We start from the raw sequence: 18,398 nt of genomic DNA on the forward strand, positions 1-18,398 counted from the left end.
GGCACCAGTGGAAGTTCGTACTCGCTTCTGCTGGTGCTTTACTTTTTCTTCTTCCGATCCCGGCCGAGCGGCTGGTTCCAGAGCTTCAGCTGTTTCTTGATGTCATCCAGCGACATCGGAACGGGCGAAAGCTTAATCTGGGTTTCCAGGTCGTAATGCTCACTGGTGACTTTCTCGTCAAGGCGATCGATTTCGTCTTCCAGGTTACGCATCCAGTCCGGCACATCGATGCCGGAGCCGATCGTAGATGCCAGATAACGCTCGATTTCTTCCTGCAGAATGGCGAAGGTGGCGGAATCTTCATTCCCGTTGCGGGCATCTTTCATCGCCCGTGGAACGAGGGCCATCATCCGGTTGACTGCCAGCGGTTTGACAAAGCGTTCATTCAGATGGTCGGAAATCAGCGGCAGATTGATTTTATATTCCGTTTCCGTCTGTTTCAGTTTTTTCAGATGTTTTTTGGCCATCTCTTCAGAGGTCGCTTCGAAGACTGCTTCCCAGATCAAAGCGGATTCGTTCCGGTCCTGCTGGGCGAGCACCTTGTGGGCAATCAGCAGCGGTACCATCTTCCAGTCATCGCGTTCGTAGGCGGCTTCAATCCTCAGAAAATCGAGCAGGCAGTAAAACATTTCTCCGTAGTCGGATTGGGTGGTCGTACTGTTATATTCCACGAAGCGGTCAAATTTGTCGACCACCGATTCGAAGATGATTTTGAGATTGGAGACGGCTTCATCCATTTCGATGTTGCCTTCTTCCAGATCGGTGAGCAGAGCCATGGGCTGCGCCGGATTCTGATACTCAGCGAGATAATTCAGGTACTGCTCGATGCCATTATGCAGGATGGTACGCAGATTACCCAGCGTCAGATACTGGGCATGGAACAGGTCCGCACCATACTGCTTAATGAACTGCTTGACCTCCTGCCAGATATATTCCTGGTTCAATGCTTCCGCGCTGGAGAGTCGCATCGTGCGGCTGTGTTTGAGCCACTGTTCCCGGTATTTATTGACCAGCTTTTCGGCAATTTCGATCAGCTTTTCATCATCCAGTTGATCTGATTCCCACTCATGCGAAGAGCAGATGATGGCCACCAGCGAACTTTTAAGAGCAGTCCGGAACAGCCGGTCGAACTCACTGACGGCGATGCCCTCCGGTCGCGCACTGCGTTCCATACGATAGGCCGTTTTCAATAGTTGCCAGGTTTCGCGGAGCAGACCCAGGCCGGGTAACTGTGACAGCAGAAACCGCAGAATCATCTGCAGAGACCGTACCTTGAGCACGGTATTGGGTTTGCCTCCCTGGTCGATCGGAGTGTAGAGCAGAGGAGTTTCGGCAATGTTATTCAGAAACAGGGGGAACGCTTTGCGAACCAGTTCGATATCTCGGGTCAACACGCCGCGATACACGGGGACCAGCAGACGCTCATTTTCGGAAAGCTCCTTTTCGGCTTCTGATTCCGGCAGCGTCGCCAGCAGCATCAGGCGGGCGGAGCGGCAGTTGACCGTAGTAATGATGATGGCATGCATCAGATAGAATTTGGTCTGCAACTGCAGATCGTATTCGATGTTAGAATCGTGGTCGCCACTCGGCTTGGGCAACTGGTAACCCCAGATCGAGTTGAGCAGCACGACCAGTTCCTGCTGCAGGTGCTCAGTATGCTGGATCCAGTCTTCGATGGACTCGCGCGTCGTGGCGTCAAATTCCGCTGAGGCACCCGGTTCGGCAGCACGCGTCAGCTCTGTTTCCGAAAAGTACGCCGCCGACAGTTGCCAGAGTTGGGAAAGCGTATTCAGGAACTTGAGTCGTGGCTCGAGCTGACGGTTAATCGATTCAATTTCGGAATTGTTGGGCGAGTATCCGGAGTCCATCATTTCGCCCTGCACTCCATCGTCGGCACTGTCTCGAAACGTGACATTCTCATAGGCGGCACCGAACAGCTCATCTTCTTCATCCGGAGCTTCGGGATCGATATCAAACGGGTCTTCGATTTCTTTTTCCGGGATCGGCAGTACGGAATCGAAGTGAGGAACCGACCAGTATTCAGCTGCGTTGGCTTCGAGGTAATCGAACATCTTGCGGATGGACTGGCCGTTGCCGTTGGAAGACTCGAGAACACCTGCAGAAGTCAGTTGACGCATCCATTGCAGAAGGACTGAGTGAATCGAATAAGGTCCGGATTCCAGACCTGTTTGATCAACCTGGCTTAACCACTGCATGATCAGGCCGATGGCGGCGACATGATCCTGTTTCTGCAGCAGAGCATCCACGGTCAGAGCGTACGCTTTCGCCGATTCGAACCGGTCGACATGCTGTCGCCAGAAAGAAATATCGCCGACCGCTTCGCCGCCATTCTTCCACTCGGTGAGAATTTGTGATACGTGGGCAGCGGACTCGAACGAATCCTGACCATTCACATGAGGCAGGTCTTCTACGGTCGTGGTTGCGTAGCGATCCCACTTTTCTGCCAGTTTCTGAAATTGCTCGGAAATGATCAGCTTGAGCTGATTGTTCCCCTGGGCCGCGGCTTCACTCAGCGTGGCCGAATAAGCAGAGAACGTTTCCTCCATCAGTTCCAGCAGCACTTCGCTCCGTTGATCGGGAATACTGTCTTCGCGTGAAATGAACAGCGGAAACAGTCCCTGGAAGCCCAGGATATTCCAGGGATCGATCAGGGCGCCGCATTCGATGCCGCGGGTCAGGTGATCTTCAATTTCAGGGATCAGTTTCCAGGCCTCGTCCAGCTCATTCCGTTCCAGATGCAACTGAACCATCGTCAGCCGCCATTGGATTTCACATTCAAAGCGGACCGAGGTGCAGGGAATCACACCAGCCTCACAACGGGCAGCCCGGGAAAAACCCATCCGGGCATAGATGCGGGACAACTGCCGGTGTTGTACCTGCTGGGCACCGTAGCGGGCCAGGTGCAGATTGAGGTAGTGCCGGATATGCCCGAACGGCTGCTGCGACTGCTGTGCTTCCTTCAACAGGCGTTCCGCGCGGGAACCAGTTGCGGAAGCCAGCAGGCGGTTGTAATAGTCATCCCGCTGGCGGGCGACTTTGGGGAGCAGCGAAGTCAGACTGATATCACTGGCGTGGGTATCCGGTCCGGAGCCACTGATCGAAGATGCCATCAGCATGGTTCCGCTCAGAACGGCTGCCGCATCCTGCAGGCGTTCCTGCAGAGGAATCTCCTTGTGTTCATCGATCCACGCCAGCAGAGAATCGAGAATCAGTCTGCGGATGACAAACCTGCGGTAATAGCCCTGGTTGTCGATGATATGCGGATCCCATTCCCCGAACATGTAGTTCGTGCGTTTATTGACCGGATGCAGGTGGTCATGTGCGCGGAGATCAATGGCGATTTCATCCATCTTCTCCAGATTGAAATGTGCCTGGTGCAGCAGGTCTTCGGGGGTTGTTTCGAGCGTCTTGATCGTCTGCTCGATCAGACGCTGATAATTTCCCGAGGCCACTCCGCTTCCGCGAAAGTACAGGGGCAACGGGCGAAACTTTTCATGCGGATAGACCTGCATCTGCCGCCCATTCTCCAGGACGGCCACAGGTCGAAAACCGACAAAATCATTCAGCTTATCGATCGCGGCTGTAACGAGTTCCTGATCGGTCTCCCAGAGGCTGGTCTGCTCGAGCAGAGCCTCAAACATGACGGCCAGAAAGTAGGGCTGCAGAAATTCTTTTCCACAGATGTGAAACAGGAGGTCTCGATGATGAGTTCGGTATTGCGGCAGGCATTCCTGAAAGCCGATGCGGATAACCTTGTCTGCCTGATCGATTTCCTGAAAGGCAGGAGTCGTCCCTTTGATTTCCTGCAAGTGTGTGAGCAGCAATGTTTCCAGCAGCGCAGCATCCGGCTGGATGTCGAGTTCCGCAAAGAGCTGATTCCAGTTGAAGCGAAATTTGGAATCCGGCTTTCCGTTGGAGAAATTCAGATAGCCCAGAATCTCTCGAGTAATATGTTTATCGACGGCAGGCAGAGTATCCAGACCCTGCTTTGGATGGCGCGGTACTGTCATATTGGTAAACGTTGATATAGAACTCAGATTCTTAAATTTGCTGGTGTTGGATCTTGCTCAACAGCAGTAAAACAGTCTATTTCCTGAATGAACAGTCCAAACGGAATGAATCCCCGAATCAATTATGCTTTTTCCGATCGGACAGTCAAAACTTCTCTCAAAATGGATTCTCTAACTGCTTTTATCACAGCATGTTAATAATACTTAGCCTTCCAGTGATCGCCAGATGGTTTCTCAGACTGAGACCAGTGTTCGCCTGAGCATTCGAGATTCCTGCCTGCTTCTCCGCCGGAGGTTCAAGTTTTCTTCAACTCGCATGTCACAATATGACGATTATAACGAATGTGCGTATTACTCAAACGAGCCTTAATTGTGTGCCTTTCAGGCGATGGTATCAAGGCTGACAGGAGTCAGCAGCCATGGTTGAAGGGGTTTCTTACCTGAGAAAGGGCACCATTCACTGGATGTGAAACTGACAGATCAGGAGAACGGATTCTCAAAAAACCTTTCATTTCTTGAGTTTCCTGCATTCAATCCTGAAATACAGTTTCGCCAGTACAGGACGTGCCTTTAAGGAAGTGAATAGACAGATGGAACACTTGGAATCACAGCCGGATGGACAGCTGGCACTATCGGAAGGTCAATCGGAAGATCACTTTTTGAACTTGTCCAAGGCGGTTTTGACGTCTCCACTCTTCTGGGGAACTGCTGCCACCTTTGGGTTTTATGCCCTGATTCCCCATCTTCCCATTTATCGTGATCTGATCGATCGCTATTTTTGCAGTCATCCACTGGAATATGCGACAGCGGCCCTGTTCTTCATCGGAATGGCCATCATTGGCGTGAAGGGCATGGGGATGTTCGTCCAGAAAAAATCTCTGACTGAGACGCAGGTCGACTGGCAAACGATTGGCGAAATCGAAAATCTGCATGATCGGATCGATGTTTTTGAAGAACAGGTCCAGTCTCAGCCAAGTTGGATCAGCGACACATACCTGGGTAAACGCCTGCAGGACACGGTCTCGTTTGTCAAAAGTCGCCGTTCGGTGCAAGACCTGGACGAGCACCTGAAATACCTGGCAGAACTGGCATCCGAGCAACTGCATGCCAGCTATTCACTGATCCGCACTATTACCTGGGCAGTTCCGATTATCGGCTTCCTGGGGACGGTGATCGGGATTACGATCGCCATCGCCAATGTGACCCCCGATCAACTGGATACTTCGCTTTCTGAAGTGACCGGTGGTCTGGCAGTGGCCTTCGATACCACGGCTCTGGCCCTGGGGCTGTCACTGATCCTGGTCTTCTCCACCTTTATTGTGGAACGCATGGAACAGAAACAACTGGAGCAGATCGAACTGTTCGGGATTGAAAATATCGCGTCCTGCCTGAGTGAATCGGAACATTCCGTCAGTCCACTGGAATCTGCCGAGATAGAAGCCGCTCAGCAGCTCGTTTCCCGGACGGAAGAAATGATTCAGCGTCAGACCGATCTCTGGCAGCAAAACCTGGAAGGACTCCGCAACCGCTGGGCAGACATGATGGACCGGCAACAGTCCACGTTCGATCAGACATTACAGGACGGCATGACCAGCACACTGGGCAGTCATGCCATCCAACTGGAAGAATTCCGAAATGAATTTCTGAATGCTTATCAGTCCACGACCGAGCAGATCGAGCTGATGCTCAACCGCTGGCAGAACAGGCAGGAAGAATCGAACAGTCAGTTCTCAACAAACCTGGCACAGATCTGGAACGAAGTGCATCAGGATGTAATTTCAGCTCAGTCGCGGCAGACCACTCAAATTGAGGAAGCCACCCGCGATATTGCTGACGAAATCCGAGTCTGGAATCAGCAGATGAAAGACTCTGCCGAAGTATCGACACTGCAGATTCAGGCACTGAATAACCAGAGCGAGCATCTGCTCAAAATCGTCGATCAGGAAGAGCATCTGATCGGTCTGCAGAAACGCCTGACCGAGAATCTGGATGCAATTCGCGCTGCCGAAACGTTCGAGGAAACCCTGCACAGCCTGAGCGCAGCCGTGCATCTGTTGACCGCCCGTTCCGGTCGAAACGCCGCCTAGTTCACTCAGCGTCTCACTCGAGTTACACGTAAATATCCTGCAGCAGTCAATTCGCGGTTTCATTCATGAGTAGAAAAGGTAACGAAGCACGTTCTGTATCGCTCTTTCCCTTTCTGGCGGTACTTATCTGTGCGATGGGGGCATTAATTTTCCTCCTGGTCGTCACCACCCGTCGTATCCGACATCAGGCGATCCTGCAGGTCCAGCAGGTGGTGATTGAAGAAACCGAGGAAGACGATCTGTATCCGCCGATTCTGTTTGCAGCGGAAGAGGCCGAACCGGAACCAGCTCCCCCTGTGGTTGTGATACCCGAACCTGTGAAGCAGGAACCGGAGCCTGAACCCGAGCCACAAATCATCAATCTCGCGGCTGATAAAGAGGCCCGACTGAAAGCACTCCAGTTACAGAAAGCAAAAAAACTGGCGGCGCTGAAAGATCAGAATCTGACTCTGATTAGATTGAAAAATGAGTTGAGTCAGTCGGAAAGCCAGCTCAACGAAACGCAGCGGCAGTATCAGTCACTGCAGGTAAAAGACAAAGAACTCGACCAGAATCTGGAAAAGCTCAAAGATCAGAAATTACGCGTTGCAGAAATGCTGCAGGAAGAACTGAATTCTCTGGCAAAGAAAAAGCAGTCACAAAAATCCGCACGCAGCAAATATTCCATTGTTCCCTATGACGGCAAAACCGGGACTGCCAAACGTCCGATCCTCATTGAATGCACGGACGAAGGGCTGACCTTCCAGCCGGAAGGCATCACGTTAACCCCCGATGACCTACAAGACTTTACGCCGGGGCATAATCCTCTACTTTCCGGAACGCAGGCCCTGTTTCGCTACTGGAGTAACAAGGACCGGAATTCGGGACAGGAACCCTATGTGCTGATTCTGGTTCGTCCCAGCGGTAGTGTCGGCTACTATGTTGCACGCAAATTGCTGGGGAATCTGGATCTCGACTCCGGATACGAGTTGATCGATGCAGACTGGGAACTGGCTTTGCCCCAGAAAGATCCTGTTGCGAAAGAGGTCTGCCAGGACGCCATCGATCGTATCCTGAGTGGACGAAAGCAACTGGTCTCCCAGTTAAACCAGCGACAGAGTGGAAGTCCGCAGGGACGCCGCCTGCAGTTTGATGCCCGGACCGGAATGGTCCGTGTGATCGAACCGGAGGGAGGCCTGGGGACCGGTCAGGGATCTGAGAAGCAGATCACCGGTGGAACCGGTTCGGGAGATGGCAAATCTCATTTCAGTGATGTCCTCACGCCAGGTCAACGGATGGCACGTGCCGAATATCTGAGACGCGTGGCCAATCAGAAACACATTGTCTACCGCGAAGGATTTGATGAAGGGGCAAGTGAAGCAGGAGAACGTGGTACCGGTTCGGAAACAGACCGTATCACGGGAGGGGCGAAGCCTTCCGGCACCAGGGGGCTGCCGGGCAGTCTGGAAGGGGCAGAGGTCTATGATCTGGCCGACCTCAAACGGGGTACGGGGAGCGGCCCGGGTGAAGAAGGTGGTCTGAAACGAGCCAAAGTGATGGGCCCCGATCAGCTCCGGGAAATGGCCGAACAGCACCTGGTGGAACTGAAAAACGCTCGCGGGCAGCGAATGTCAGGCAATCCACTTCAGGCAGGTGAGTCTGAGACAGGCTCAAAGACCGCGGGGCAGCGTGTGATTGAAAATCCCTTCGTCAAGGAAGGCAACCCGAACGGGACCGGCACGTCTCGTCAGCAGGGCACCCGTTCTGCAGAAGCAGCTTCATCTTCTTATGCAGCTGCTTCCTCGCAATCGTCTTCTGCTTCGAGTAATCCGTTCCAGAGTGCCGCTTCCGGTTCTTCGCCAGCGGGAGCCGGGAATGCCAGTTCGGTCTCTTTGAGTCGCAGTCGGTCGGGACAGGCAGAGAGCCAGTCGACGATGAACCGGCGCTGGGGGCCGCCACAGTCACGGTCTGGTATCGGTTTTGAACGGGAAATCGGTGTCCAGATTGGGGCAGATCGCATTATCGTCGGGGATGAAAAACAGATCCAGCTCGATCCGGGAATGTCGTCGCAACGCTTACAGGCCACGCTGTTCGCTGTCATGGATCAGTATGTGGAGTCGTGGGGACCTGCTCCCCAGGGATTCTACTGGGTACCATCGCTGCAGTTTACGGTCAGCCCCGGGGGGAACCAGTACTACGAACGATTAAAAGCGTCCGCCCAGAAGATGGGACTTGAGACCGAGGCACAGTACACGCTTGAGCCTTTGCCGGCCGGCCCTGCTGTCTCGACCGGAAAGGAGCAGTAACATGAGCCGCCGCACACCACAGGGAGAAGCCGGGTTTGGTTCAGATTCCTTTCTGGATATCGTCGCCAATATCGTGGGGATTCTGATTATTTTGATCGTGATTGCCGGCGTACGGATGAGCCAGGCTCCCGTGACGATCGCGAACACTGAAGTCAAACCGCCTGCGGAGCCCGTTGTGATTGACGCCGACCTGGCTGCGTTTCCACCGGAGCTGGAAGCACCATCCCAGCCCGCGCCAGTGTTGACCTTGCCGGATCCGGAACCGGAAAAGATAGTTCCCAAAGTACCCAAAATCATTTATCAGCGACCCTCCGCGGAACTGCTGGCGCAACTTGACCAGACCGAAGCCGAACTGGCACGCCTGGATCGTGTTATGCAGGAACGGGAAACGGGAGCCCGCGACTTGCAGTCTCGCAAACAGGTAGTTCGCAGCCAGGTACAGTCGATGTTGTCCGAGATCAATCAAAAGAGCAGTCGGCTGGAGCAGGAGTATCAGCAGCTGTTAAGTCTGGTGGATGAGACTAAAGAGACACGCCAAAAGCTGGAGCATGTTGTCGCCAAATCCCGCGAAGTCTCAGAACCGCGCGAGCAGATCAAAGAACTCAAGCACCGCCTGACCCCGGTCAGCCAGCTGGTGACCGACAAAGAGTGGCATTTCCTGCTTTCAGAAAATCGTGTTTCCTACGTGCCCATCAATGAACTCCTGCTGGAGCTGAAAGACGAAGTCATGAAGCGGGGCAGCTGGCTCGCGAAATACCGCGAGCATCATGGCAAGGTTGGTCCCATTCGTGGCTACACCATGAACTATATCGTCGAACGTCAGCCGCTCTCAGCTCTGGATCAGTTGAGGACCGGCGGCACGGGTGGTTTTCGTGTCGGGGTTACGAAATGGGAAATTGACCGTAGCGATGATGTGTCGGGAGAGGACGAGCAGTCGGCACTCCGGGTGCAGTCGCAGTTCGCTCGAGCCCTGTCTGAAATTGGGACCGGATCGACGCTGACCTTCTGGGTTTACCCGGACAGCTTTGAACTGTATCGCAAACTGCAGAAACACGCCCACTCGCTGGGGTATCAGGTTGCCGGTCGTCCGCTGCCTTTCGGAGTCCCGATCGCTGGTTCGCCTGCAGGAACACGTTCCGCGGGACAGTGACAGCTGGTCTTAATAGAGCAACGTAGCCAGCCTTCTGCGATAAGCACTGGTCAGGGCAGACTGGGGGCCGAGTACGTCGAAGATCTTGAGCATCGTCGCCTTGGCTTCTACGCCTGCGCCTGCTTTGTCTTCTGCAATGATGCCCAGACAGAGCTCCAGCGCTTCTTCGTGCTTGTTGGAGATCGCCAGTGCATCAGCCAACGCGATTTTAAGCTTAGCATTTTCAGGATCTGCTTCCAGTGCTTTCCGGGCCTCTTCGACACCACCCGCCTCTTCAGCGGCTGCCTGCAGTTCGAGCTGCGACTTGATCTGCTCGGCTTCGGGTTCCAGAAATCCGCGCGTTTCCAGCTCTGCGATGATCTTTCCACATTCATCAAACCGGGATAGCTTTGCCAATACCGCTGCCAGACGCAATTTGATCGTATCGTTTTTCGGTTCGAGTTCAGCAGCTTCGCGATATTTGCCTTCTGCTGCGGCCGGATCGGTTTCTTCGAGAATTTGACCTTCCTGAAACAGCATGTCCACTGGGGAGGGGACCAGCTGTGCCATCCATTCCCGCAGTGATTCTTCCGGCAGGATTCCCTGAAAATGATCCACGGGCTGTCCGTTCAGGAAAGCAACGACTGTAGGTATCGATTGTACGCGGAATGCTGCAGCCAGGCCCTGCTGTTCGTCGATGTTAATTTTGGCCAGCTGCACTTTGCCCTGAAATTCGTTGACGATCTGTTCGAGCAGGGGAGCCAGCTGCTGACAGGGGCCGCACCAGGGAGCCCAGAAATCAATGATGATCGGTATCTGTTGTGATTTTTGAAGCACCTCAGTTTCGAAGTTTTCTTCAGTGACATCAATGATCCAGGCGGAGTTGGCTGACATGATTTTATTCCTTGACTGATTCCCTTCGCGGGAATGAGTTTGATCGGTTTGAGGTATCAGGTCCGGGTAACAGGAAGTTCACAGAGGGCCCATTGTCCAAAGTTTTCTTCGACTTCAATCTGAATGGATTCGATCTGGCTTGCGGCATCTGATCGTATCACAGCCATCAGCTGTTGGCCAATCCAGTGCGCGATTAATTCGGCGGTTGTATTTGCTACGGGGAGCAGAATGCAGTCTTCACGGGGGAAGACCCAGCGCCGGTTTTCAAAAGTTGCTTCGACTTCGTCCTGCTCTTCTCTGACTTTAATTTGTGCATGCTGGGTGGGGAGCAGAACCCGGTGATCGAGTGCATCGACGGTCTTTTGCAGCTGATCGCGGAGTGCGATAAAGTCGAATACGTAGCCGTTTTCATCAAGAGGGCCCGTCAGCTCTGCAGCCACACGCCAGTTGTGACCATGCAGTCGCTCACAGATATTACCGTTAAACGTAATAAAGTGTGCGGCACTGAAAACCAGGTGGTCCTTCGTAACGCGCACTTTGTATCGGGGGACACTATCCTTCATGAATCAGACTACTCAGTTCCACTTGAAAAGAGGGAGGGATTTTTTCTCTGATTGTACTGGCAGGGGGGGGCGTAATGAAACCGTCCCGGAACGCGACAAACAGGGCTGCGACGATTAAATCGGCAGTGGTCCCCGGATTACGTCGGTTTTCGGTTTCCCGCAGCCAGCGATCCAGTTCGAGCAGACTGGTCTCAAAGTCTTCTGCCTGTAATGTTTCGCGTGCCCGTTGTGCGGCTTCTTCTGCTTCCGCACGACCGCATTTACGGGCAATCAGGGTATCCGGACAGTCCGCCATCAGTTTCAGTTGCAGACGAATCACAGCGGTTTCCCAGTCTGCCGACTGCTTCCAGTATGTCTGGAGGGCAGGGATAGCGGTTTTAAGAGTGATCTGAAAACCGCTGGCATATTCCCGCGCGACGGCATCACGGTCAGCTGCCAGTGCCATGACTTCACGCAGCGTTCCCGTCGGTTCGTCGGAGATGTCCTGTGCTTCTGTTTCTCCAAGGCCGCCCGGACAGGCGAGCCGGATCGCCTGATAGACCAGGCGTGCATCGTTGATGCTCAAATTTTCGAGGACCGATTCAATCCCGTCAGCGATGGTTTGTCCTGCCGGGATTGCTGCCAGTGGAGCGAGTAATAAAATCATGCCCAGGTTCGCGTTACTGGATGACACCGTCCGGGTTGCTTTAACGCAGTCCAGAATCGTTTCGCCAATCCTGTCCGACCTGGTCCGGGCGAGCAGGGGAGAGATGACTCTCGCGGATCGCAGAAAATCGACATACGTCAGGTCGGGGAATGAAGCACCAGGATGCACGTTTCCAGGCTTGCGGGCGGTGGCTTCCAGCAGGCAGGCCAGATAACACCAGTTTTCGAGTTGTCGATTATTTTGACTCATAGAGGCTGGTTTGATTGATGGTCGGTGGGATTCCGCGTACAACAGTAAGTAAAGAGTCTTAAGAATTATGCCGGAATCCGGATGCGAATTTCAATTCTGCAGAATCCTTCCAGAGAAATGAAGTCTCTGGCAACTTGAACTGCCCAGGTAACAGGAATTGTTTTATGAGCCCTTCGATTGAGCGTCAACAGCTGCAAACAGTGCATATCGTTCCCTTGACCGCCTTTGATCAGCATGATCGTATCAATGTCGACGCCCAGTCGGCACATACTGCGAATCTGTACGAGGCAGGGATGCGAGTCTATCTGCCGGGAGCTGGTACCAGTGAGTTTCACAGTCTGCTCCCAGAGGAAATCGTGCAGCTGGTCAAGATCACCCGAGAAGTGACAGGACCGGAGACATTGATTTTTGCGCCGATCGGCTACCAGGTGAACGCAGCGAAACAACTGGCCGTAGATTGTCTGGCAGCGGGGGCAACCGGCATCATGTTCATGCCTTTCGCACATCCTTATATGAGCGACCGGGGTGCGGAAGAGTATTACCGGGCCGTGATGGATGCGGCGAACTGCCCGACGCTGTTCTACAAGAAAGCAGCAATCCCCAGCGATGAGCTGTTACTGAATATGGCTTCTGACGAACGGGCAGTGGGCGTCAAGTATTCGGTCAATCAGATGCACCAGTTTCGGACTACGGTCAACGCTGATACCGAAGGGCTGGAGTGGGTTTGCGGTTCTGCAGAGCGGTTTGCTCCCTATTACATGCTGGCTGGTTCCGGTGGATTTACCAGTGGCGCCGGGAATGTCTGCCCGCACCTCTCACTGGCGATGCATGCGGCTTTTATCTCAGGTGACTATGCAGAGGGAATGCGGATCCAGCAACAGATTCTGCCCATCGAAGACTACCGGGCTCGTTGCGGTGACAGCTTCAATATCAGTATGCTGAAATATGCGATTACGCTGACCGGGGCCGACTTCGGTCCACCGCGTCCACCCCAGCGAAGTCTGACCAGTGAACAGGAAGCAGAAATCCGTCAGCTGATGGAGCCGATTCTGGCTGCTGAAGCAGAACTGGCGCAACAAAAAAGCCCCGTTTCGTAAAACGGGGCTTTGTGTTTTATCTTCAGAATCAGGCAGTTGCCATCCGTTCTTCTTTTTCTTTCAGACGACGGGCAACGACTTCTTCCTGAATGTTGCGTGGGACCTGGGCATATTTGGAGAATTCCATACTGAATCCACCTTTACCCTGGGTCATGGAACGCAGCTCGTTGGCATAGTCAAACATGCTGGCCAGCGGTACTTCAGCAATGAAGATACTGGTTCCCATTTTGGTTTCTGAAGTGTTGATCACGCCACGCTTCTGAGCGATATGACCGGTGACGGGCCCCTGGAATTCTTCGGGGACTTCCACTTCCAGTTTCATGATCGGCTCAAGCAGGGCCATGTTGGCTTTCTTCAGAGAGTCACGCATACAGTTGAAGGAAGCGATGTTGAACGCCATTTCTGAAGAGTCAACATCATGGTAGCTACCATCTGACAGAGTGGCGGAGACGCCTACCACTTCGCACTCACACAGCGGTCCTTTAACCAGAGCCCGCTGGAAGCCTTTGTCCACAGCAGGGATGTATTCTTTGGGAATACGACCCTGGGTAACTTCGTTCTTGAACTCGTAGGTTTCGCTGTCATTGTCAACCGGCATCGGCTCAATTTTACCAACGACATGAGCGTACTGACCGGAACCACCAGTCTGCTTTTTATGCTTGTGGTTGTATTCTACAGCGATCGTCGGAGTTTCACGATAAGCCACACGAGGCTCACCCACGATACATTCGACTTTGTATTCGCGTTTAATACGCTCGATGTAAACGTCGAGGTGCAACTGACCCATTCCGGCGATGATGGTCTGATTGGTTTCTTCATCAGTCATCACGTGGAAGGTGGGGTCTTCACGGTTGAAACGCTGAATTGCTTTGGCCAGACGATCTGCACCATCCCGGTCGAGAGGTTCGATCGACAGACGGATCACAGGCTCAGGCACAAAGATACTTTCCAGGGCGTAGTTCACACCATCGCTACAGAAGGTATCCCCGGAAGCACATTCCATCCCGACGGCGGCGATAATGTCACCGGCTTCACCGACATCAACGTCTTCACGGCTGTCAGCGTGCATACGTACCAACCGGCCGAAGCGGGTAGAGTTCCCGGTTCGGGTGTTGACGTAGCTCTGACCTTTTTCAATCTTACCCTGATAGATACGCATGTAAGTCAACTGACCGAAGGTTTCATCGACAATCTTGAATGCCATGGCAACCAGTGGTTTATCGGAAGAGTGAGACAGTTCCGTACGGAACGATTCACTGTCGGTGTCTTCTGCACCTTCTTTGATAGCTTTCTGCTGTGCGTCCAGGTCGATCGCAGAAATTTCACGGTCGAGTGGGCTGGGCAGGAAACGTACGACGGCGTCGAGCAGCGTCTGAACCCCTTTGTTCTTGAAAGCCGTTCCCATCATGACAGGGGTGATTTCGTGTGACAGAGTGGCTTCACGAATCACTTTGTAAATGTCTTCGACTGGAACTTCGGCTTCTTCCAGCAGCGCGACCATCAGATCGTCGCTGAACATGGAAAGGGTTTCCAGCATCGCAGCACGAGCTTCTTCCGCAGCAGCTTTGAACTGCTCAGGAATTTCGCCGAGAACTTCTTTTTCACCCTGTTCGCCTTCGTAGGTTACGGCCTGCATGGTCACCAGGTCAACAACACCTTCGAAGTCAGCACCTTCACCCATCGGAATCTGCAGCGGCAGAGGCACAACGTGCAGTTTTTCTTCAATCTGCTTGATCACGCTGGCGGAATCGGCACCAGTCCGGTCCATCTTGTTGATAAATGCGATACGGGGAACGCCATAACGTTTCATCTGACGGTCTACCGTCAGTGACTGGCTTTGTACACCGCCCACTGAGCAGAGCACCAGGACCGCACCGTCGAGCACGCGGAGACTACGCTCCACTTCAACAGTAAAGTCAACGTGGCCCGGGGTATCGATGATATTGACGGTACAGTCTTTCCATTGAACCTGCGTTGCAGCGGAAGCGATGGTAATTCCACGCTCACGTTCCAGGTCCATACTGTCCATGGTTGCTCCACCGTCACCCCCTCGCACTTCACGTACTTTGTGGATTCGACCTGAGTAGTACAGAATCCGTTCGGTAAGTGTGGTTTTACCAGAGTCGATGTGAGCCGAAATACCAATGTTTCGATACTTGTCCAGATTTTTCATGGCTTTAGTGCAAGTTTACTTTAGGGAACGTGTTATGGATACAAAACGGACGGCAACGTACCGACCTTGATCAAGAGCTCAATATTATTCGGAACTTTTTGAGAAGAAGCTCTCAAGTTTCACAGGGAGGCAGGCCCCGCAAAATCGCATCACTCTACTGGTGTGATGGCTGACCCGGCAGGTTTTTACAACAAGGGATCACTGACATCCGATACATTCGCAAGTAGATAATCTGAGCGTAAGGTGTGAGCGTAGAATCTTATCGTTGTATCGACTTTGGGGGAAGAGGATTTTTGGTTAAATTCCGAAAACTCCCTGATTTATTACTCTTTCATTCTATACGTCACAAACGGAATTCGAAAGGGAAAAAAACAGGGAGAATTTCCTGAGAAACTCTCCCTGTTTATAAGTTCAGAATCTAACTCAGCTTATGCTTTTTCTTCCAGCACAGCCTGAGCTGCCGCCAGTCGAGCAATCGGAACCCGGAATGGTGAGCAGCTGACGTAATCCAGCCCCAGTCCGTGGCAGAAAATGACACTGGCAGGGTCACCGCCATGTTCACCACAAATCCCGATCTTGAGATCGGAGCGGGTACCACGTCCCCGTTCGACACCTGTCTGCATGAGACGCCCTACACCATCCTGGTCGATGGTCTGGAAGGGGTCTGCAGGAATGATGTCATTTTCACGGTAGTGGCCGATGAAGGTACCGTAGTCGTCACGACTCATACCCAGAGTGGTCTGGGTCAGGTCGTTGGTACCGAAGCTGAAGAACTGAGCGGTTTCCGCGATCTGGTCTGCACAGATGGCAGCACGCGGCAGTTCGACCATGGTACCGACCATGTACTCAACTTTGACGCCTTTTTCTTCCAGAACCTGTTCGGCAACTTCACGGATGATGCCAGCCTGGTTATCGAATTCAGTCTGGAAACCGGCCAGAGGGACCATGATTTCGGGATGAACGTCGATGCCTTCTTTCTGCACGTCACAGGCGGCTTCCATGATGGCCCGGGCCTGCATCGCGGTGATTTCCGGATAGACGATCCCCAGACGACAGCCACGATGACCGAGCATCGGGTTCAACTCGTGGAGTTCTTCCACACGACGGCGAATGAAATCAACCGTCACACCCAGTTCGTTAGCCAGCTCTTCTCCCAGAGTCGGATTCTCTTCCAGGTGACGGTCAGACAGGAACTCGTGCAGCGGAGGATCCAGCAGACGAATGGTGACCGGCAGACCGTTCATCGCCTTGAAGATGCCGGCGAAGTCTTCACGCTGGAAGGGCAGCAGCTTGTTGACGGCTTTGGTACGTGATTCCACGTCGCCAGCGGCAATCATTTCACGGATTTCAGCCAGGTGGTGGAAGAACATGTGCTCGGTTCGGCACAGACCAATCCCTTCGGCACCGAAGGCGATCGCTTCGGCAGCCTGATCGGGCTGGTCGGCGTTGGTACGAACACGCAGCTTGCGGATCTCATCGACCCAGCCCATCAGTTGCTGGTACCGCTGGAAAGCTTCGGAGTCTTCCTCTTTCATGGTTTTGGAGATCAGGACTTCCACGATTTCGCTCGGTTTGGTTTGCACCCGACCGGCGAAGACTTCGCCTGTGAAACCATCGATGCTGATCCAGTCACCACTCTTGAGAACCTTATCGCCGGCGATGATGGTTCCGGCAGCGGAATCAATCTTCAGTTCAGAGGCACCGACCACACAGGCTTTCCCCATCTGGCGGCTGACCAGAGCGGCGTGTGAACTGGCACCACCGAGTGCAGTCAGAATCCCCTTGGAGACACGCATCCCACGCAGGTCTTCCGGGCTGGTTTCACGACGGACCAGAACCAGTTCAGCTGTATTGTCACGATTGAAGATGGCTTCAGCTTCTTCGGCACTGAAGCAGATGTGACCGCTGGCTGCACCCGGACCGGCGTTGATACCCTTGGTCAGCAGGTTGCCTTCCTGAGCGGCTTTCTGTTTTTCAGCCGGGTCAAAAATCGGCTGCAGGAGCTGGTTCAGGTCGTCAGCAGGAATCCGGCGTTTGGTGATCGCTGCTTCCTTGCTGACCAGGCCTTCGTTAACCATATCGACGGCGATGCGAACAGCAGCAAAACCGGTTCGTTTTGCGTTTCGAGTCTGCAGCATCCAGACTTTGCCGCGCTGAATGGTGAATTCGATGTCCTGCACGTCTTTGTAGTGTTTTTCCAGAGTCTGGCCGATTTCTTCCAGCTGCTTGTAGCCTTCTGGTAAATCAGAGCTCAGCGTCGATTCGATCTGCTTGGGAGCCCGGATACCGGCTACCACGTCTTCACCCTGAGCGTTGATCAGGTAGTCACCACAGAAGCCGGGTTCACCAGTGGAGCAGTTACGGGTCAGGCCCACGCCTGTCGCACAGTCATCGCCCAGGTTTCCGTAAACCATGGCCTGAACGTTACAGGCGGTTCCCCAGTTGTGAGGAATGCCGTAATCACGGCGGTAAACTACAGCACGGTCGTTGTCCCAGCTGCTGAAGACAGCTCCGATCGCACCCCAGATCTGCTGTTTGGGATCGGTGGGGAAGTCCTGGCCTGTGCCTTCTTTGATCAGTGTTTTGAATTCGGCAACCAGTTCTTTGAGGTGTTCGGCGCTCAGCTCGGAATCATACTGCACGCCGGCTTTTTCACGCTTGGCTTCCAGTGCGTGTTCGAACGGATCTTCGTCAGCACCTTTCATGCCCAATACCACGTCGCCGTACATCTGCACGAAGCGGCGGTAGCTGTCCCAGGCGAATGCTTCGTTGCCGGACTGCTTGGCCAGGGCTTCGACGGTGGTGTCGTTCAGACCGATGTTCAACACGGTGTCCATCATACCGGGCATGGATTCCCGGGCTCCGGAGCGGCAGGAGACCAGCAGCGGGTTGGTGTCACAGCCGAATTTCGCGCCCATGGCTTCTTCGACTTTGCCCAGTGCTTCTTCGACCTGTTTTTCAACACCCTCGGGGTATTCGCCACCGGTTTTGCTGTAGTGGATACAGACATCTGTGTTCAGGGTGAAGCCGGCAGGGACGGGGAGTCCGATGTTAATCATTTCTGCCAGGTTGGCTCCCTTTCCCCCAAGGGAATTGCGCATTGTGGCGTCGCCATCTGCTTTTCCATCACCGAAGAAGTACACATACTTTTGACCTGACATACTTAATTCCTCTTAATGTTAATCGGTCAGACTTTCGGTCCCTTCACGCAAAGAAACCGGACGCTGGCCAGTACATATCTATT

Annotated in this window: 10 protein-coding genes; 4 read left to right on the forward strand and 6 right to left on the reverse strand. The window is 53.5% G+C overall.

Annotated features, from left to right (window positions below):
- Window positions 1-38 precede the first annotated feature (38 nt).
- Window positions 39-4,031, reverse strand: coding sequence for a hypothetical protein (locus Enr10x_RS05650; RefSeq protein ID WP_145104831.1), 3,993 nt, complete (start codon window positions 4,029-4,031; stop codon window positions 39-41).
- 590 nt (window positions 4,032-4,621) lie between these two features.
- Between Enr10x_RS05650 and Enr10x_RS05655 the strand changes: the two genes are divergently transcribed.
- The 3 genes from Enr10x_RS05655 to Enr10x_RS05665 all read left to right on the forward strand — a co-directional run bounded on the left by Enr10x_RS05655 (window position 4,622) and on the right by Enr10x_RS05665 (window position 9,553).
- Complete coding sequence (locus Enr10x_RS05655; RefSeq protein WP_145104833.1) at window positions 4,622-6,118, forward strand: MotA/TolQ/ExbB proton channel family protein; 1,497 nt, start codon at window positions 4,622-4,624, stop codon at window positions 6,116-6,118.
- Between the two features lie 65 nt (window positions 6,119-6,183).
- The gene (locus Enr10x_RS05660) at window positions 6,184-8,403 is read left to right on the forward strand and encodes a hypothetical protein (RefSeq protein WP_145104835.1); all 2,220 of its coding nucleotides are present in this window, start codon (window positions 6,184-6,186) and stop codon (window positions 8,401-8,403) included.
- A 1-nt stretch (window position 8,404) separates the two neighbouring features.
- The gene (locus Enr10x_RS05665) at window positions 8,405-9,553 is read left to right on the forward strand and encodes a coiled-coil domain-containing protein (protein WP_145104837.1); all 1,149 of its coding nucleotides are present in this window, start codon (window positions 8,405-8,407) and stop codon (window positions 9,551-9,553) included.
- Window positions 9,554-9,562: 9 nt separating this feature from the next.
- Here the strand turns inward: Enr10x_RS05665 and trxA are convergent, their stop codons facing one another.
- Genes trxA through Enr10x_RS05680 form a run of 3 tightly spaced genes read right to left on the reverse strand, consistent with a single transcriptional unit; the run spans window position 9,563 to window position 11,884 of the window.
- Window positions 9,563-10,426 (reverse strand): thioredoxin, encoded by an 864-nt coding sequence (gene trxA, locus Enr10x_RS05670; protein ID WP_145104839.1) that lies wholly within the window; start codon window positions 10,424-10,426, stop codon window positions 9,563-9,565.
- A 56-nt stretch (window positions 10,427-10,482) separates the two neighbouring features.
- The gene (locus tag Enr10x_RS05675; RefSeq protein WP_145448404.1) at window positions 10,483-10,989 is read right to left on the reverse strand and encodes a 6-pyruvoyl trahydropterin synthase family protein; all 507 of its coding nucleotides are present in this window, start codon (window positions 10,987-10,989) and stop codon (window positions 10,483-10,485) included.
- The gene (locus tag Enr10x_RS05680; RefSeq protein WP_145448405.1) at window positions 10,979-11,884 is read right to left on the reverse strand and encodes a triphosphoribosyl-dephospho-CoA synthase; all 906 of its coding nucleotides are present in this window, start codon (window positions 11,882-11,884) and stop codon (window positions 10,979-10,981) included. The genes Enr10x_RS05675 and Enr10x_RS05680 overlap by 11 nt, the downstream gene beginning before the upstream one ends.
- Window positions 11,885-12,048: 164 nt before the next feature.
- Here Enr10x_RS05680 and Enr10x_RS05685 point away from each other — a divergent pair, with 164 nt between their 5' ends.
- Window positions 12,049-12,981: a dihydrodipicolinate synthase family protein gene (locus tag Enr10x_RS05685; RefSeq protein ID WP_145104845.1), complete on the forward strand. Its 933-nt coding sequence runs from the start codon at window positions 12,049-12,051 to the stop codon at window positions 12,979-12,981.
- A gap of 28 nt (window positions 12,982-13,009) precedes the next feature.
- Here the strand turns inward: Enr10x_RS05685 and fusA are convergent, their stop codons facing one another.
- Together fusA and ppdK are read right to left on the reverse strand one after the other, a co-directional pair.
- Window positions 13,010-15,154: an elongation factor G gene (gene fusA, locus Enr10x_RS05690; RefSeq protein WP_145104847.1), complete on the reverse strand. Its 2,145-nt coding sequence runs from the start codon at window positions 15,152-15,154 to the stop codon at window positions 13,010-13,012.
- 428 nt (window positions 15,155-15,582) lie between these two features.
- Entirely contained in the window at window positions 15,583-18,315 is a 2,733-nt protein-coding gene (gene ppdK / locus Enr10x_RS05695; protein WP_145104849.1) for a pyruvate, phosphate dikinase, read from the reverse strand.
- Window positions 18,316-18,398 lie beyond the last annotated feature (83 nt).

The organism is Gimesia panareensis (assembly GCF_007748155.1).
Lineage (GTDB): Bacteria > Planctomycetota > Planctomycetia > Planctomycetales > Planctomycetaceae > Gimesia > Gimesia panareensis.

What these genes read in the sequence shown, in the direction of transcription:
- Enr10x_RS05675 (WP_145448404.1), bottom strand. Translation starts at nt 10,989, where the DNA reads ATGAAGGATAGTGTCCCCCGATACAAAGTGCGCGTTACGAAGGACCAC.
- ppdK (WP_145104849.1), bottom strand. Translation starts at nt 18,315, where the DNA reads ATGTCAGGTCAAAAGTATGTGTACTTCTTCGGTGATGGAAAAGCAGAT.
- Enr10x_RS05650 (WP_145104831.1), bottom strand. Translation starts at nt 4,031, where the DNA reads ATGACAGTACCGCGCCATCCAAAGCAGGGTCTGGATACTCTGCCTGCC.
- trxA (WP_145104839.1), bottom strand. Translation starts at nt 10,426, where the DNA reads ATGTCAGCCAACTCCGCCTGGATCATTGATGTCACTGAAGAAAACTTC.
- Enr10x_RS05665 (WP_145104837.1), top strand. Translation starts at nt 8,405, where the DNA reads ATGAGCCGCCGCACACCACAGGGAGAAGCCGGGTTTGGTTCAGATTCC.
- Enr10x_RS05655 (WP_145104833.1), top strand. Translation starts at nt 4,622, where the DNA reads ATGGAACACTTGGAATCACAGCCGGATGGACAGCTGGCACTATCGGAA.
- Enr10x_RS05660 (WP_145104835.1), top strand. Translation starts at nt 6,184, where the DNA reads ATGAGTAGAAAAGGTAACGAAGCACGTTCTGTATCGCTCTTTCCCTTT.
- Enr10x_RS05680 (WP_145448405.1), bottom strand. Translation starts at nt 11,884, where the DNA reads ATGAGTCAAAATAATCGACAACTCGAAAACTGGTGTTATCTGGCCTGC.
- fusA (WP_145104847.1), bottom strand. Translation starts at nt 15,154, where the DNA reads ATGAAAAATCTGGACAAGTATCGAAACATTGGTATTTCGGCTCACATC.
- Enr10x_RS05685 (WP_145104845.1), top strand. Translation starts at nt 12,049, where the DNA reads ATGAGCCCTTCGATTGAGCGTCAACAGCTGCAAACAGTGCATATCGTT.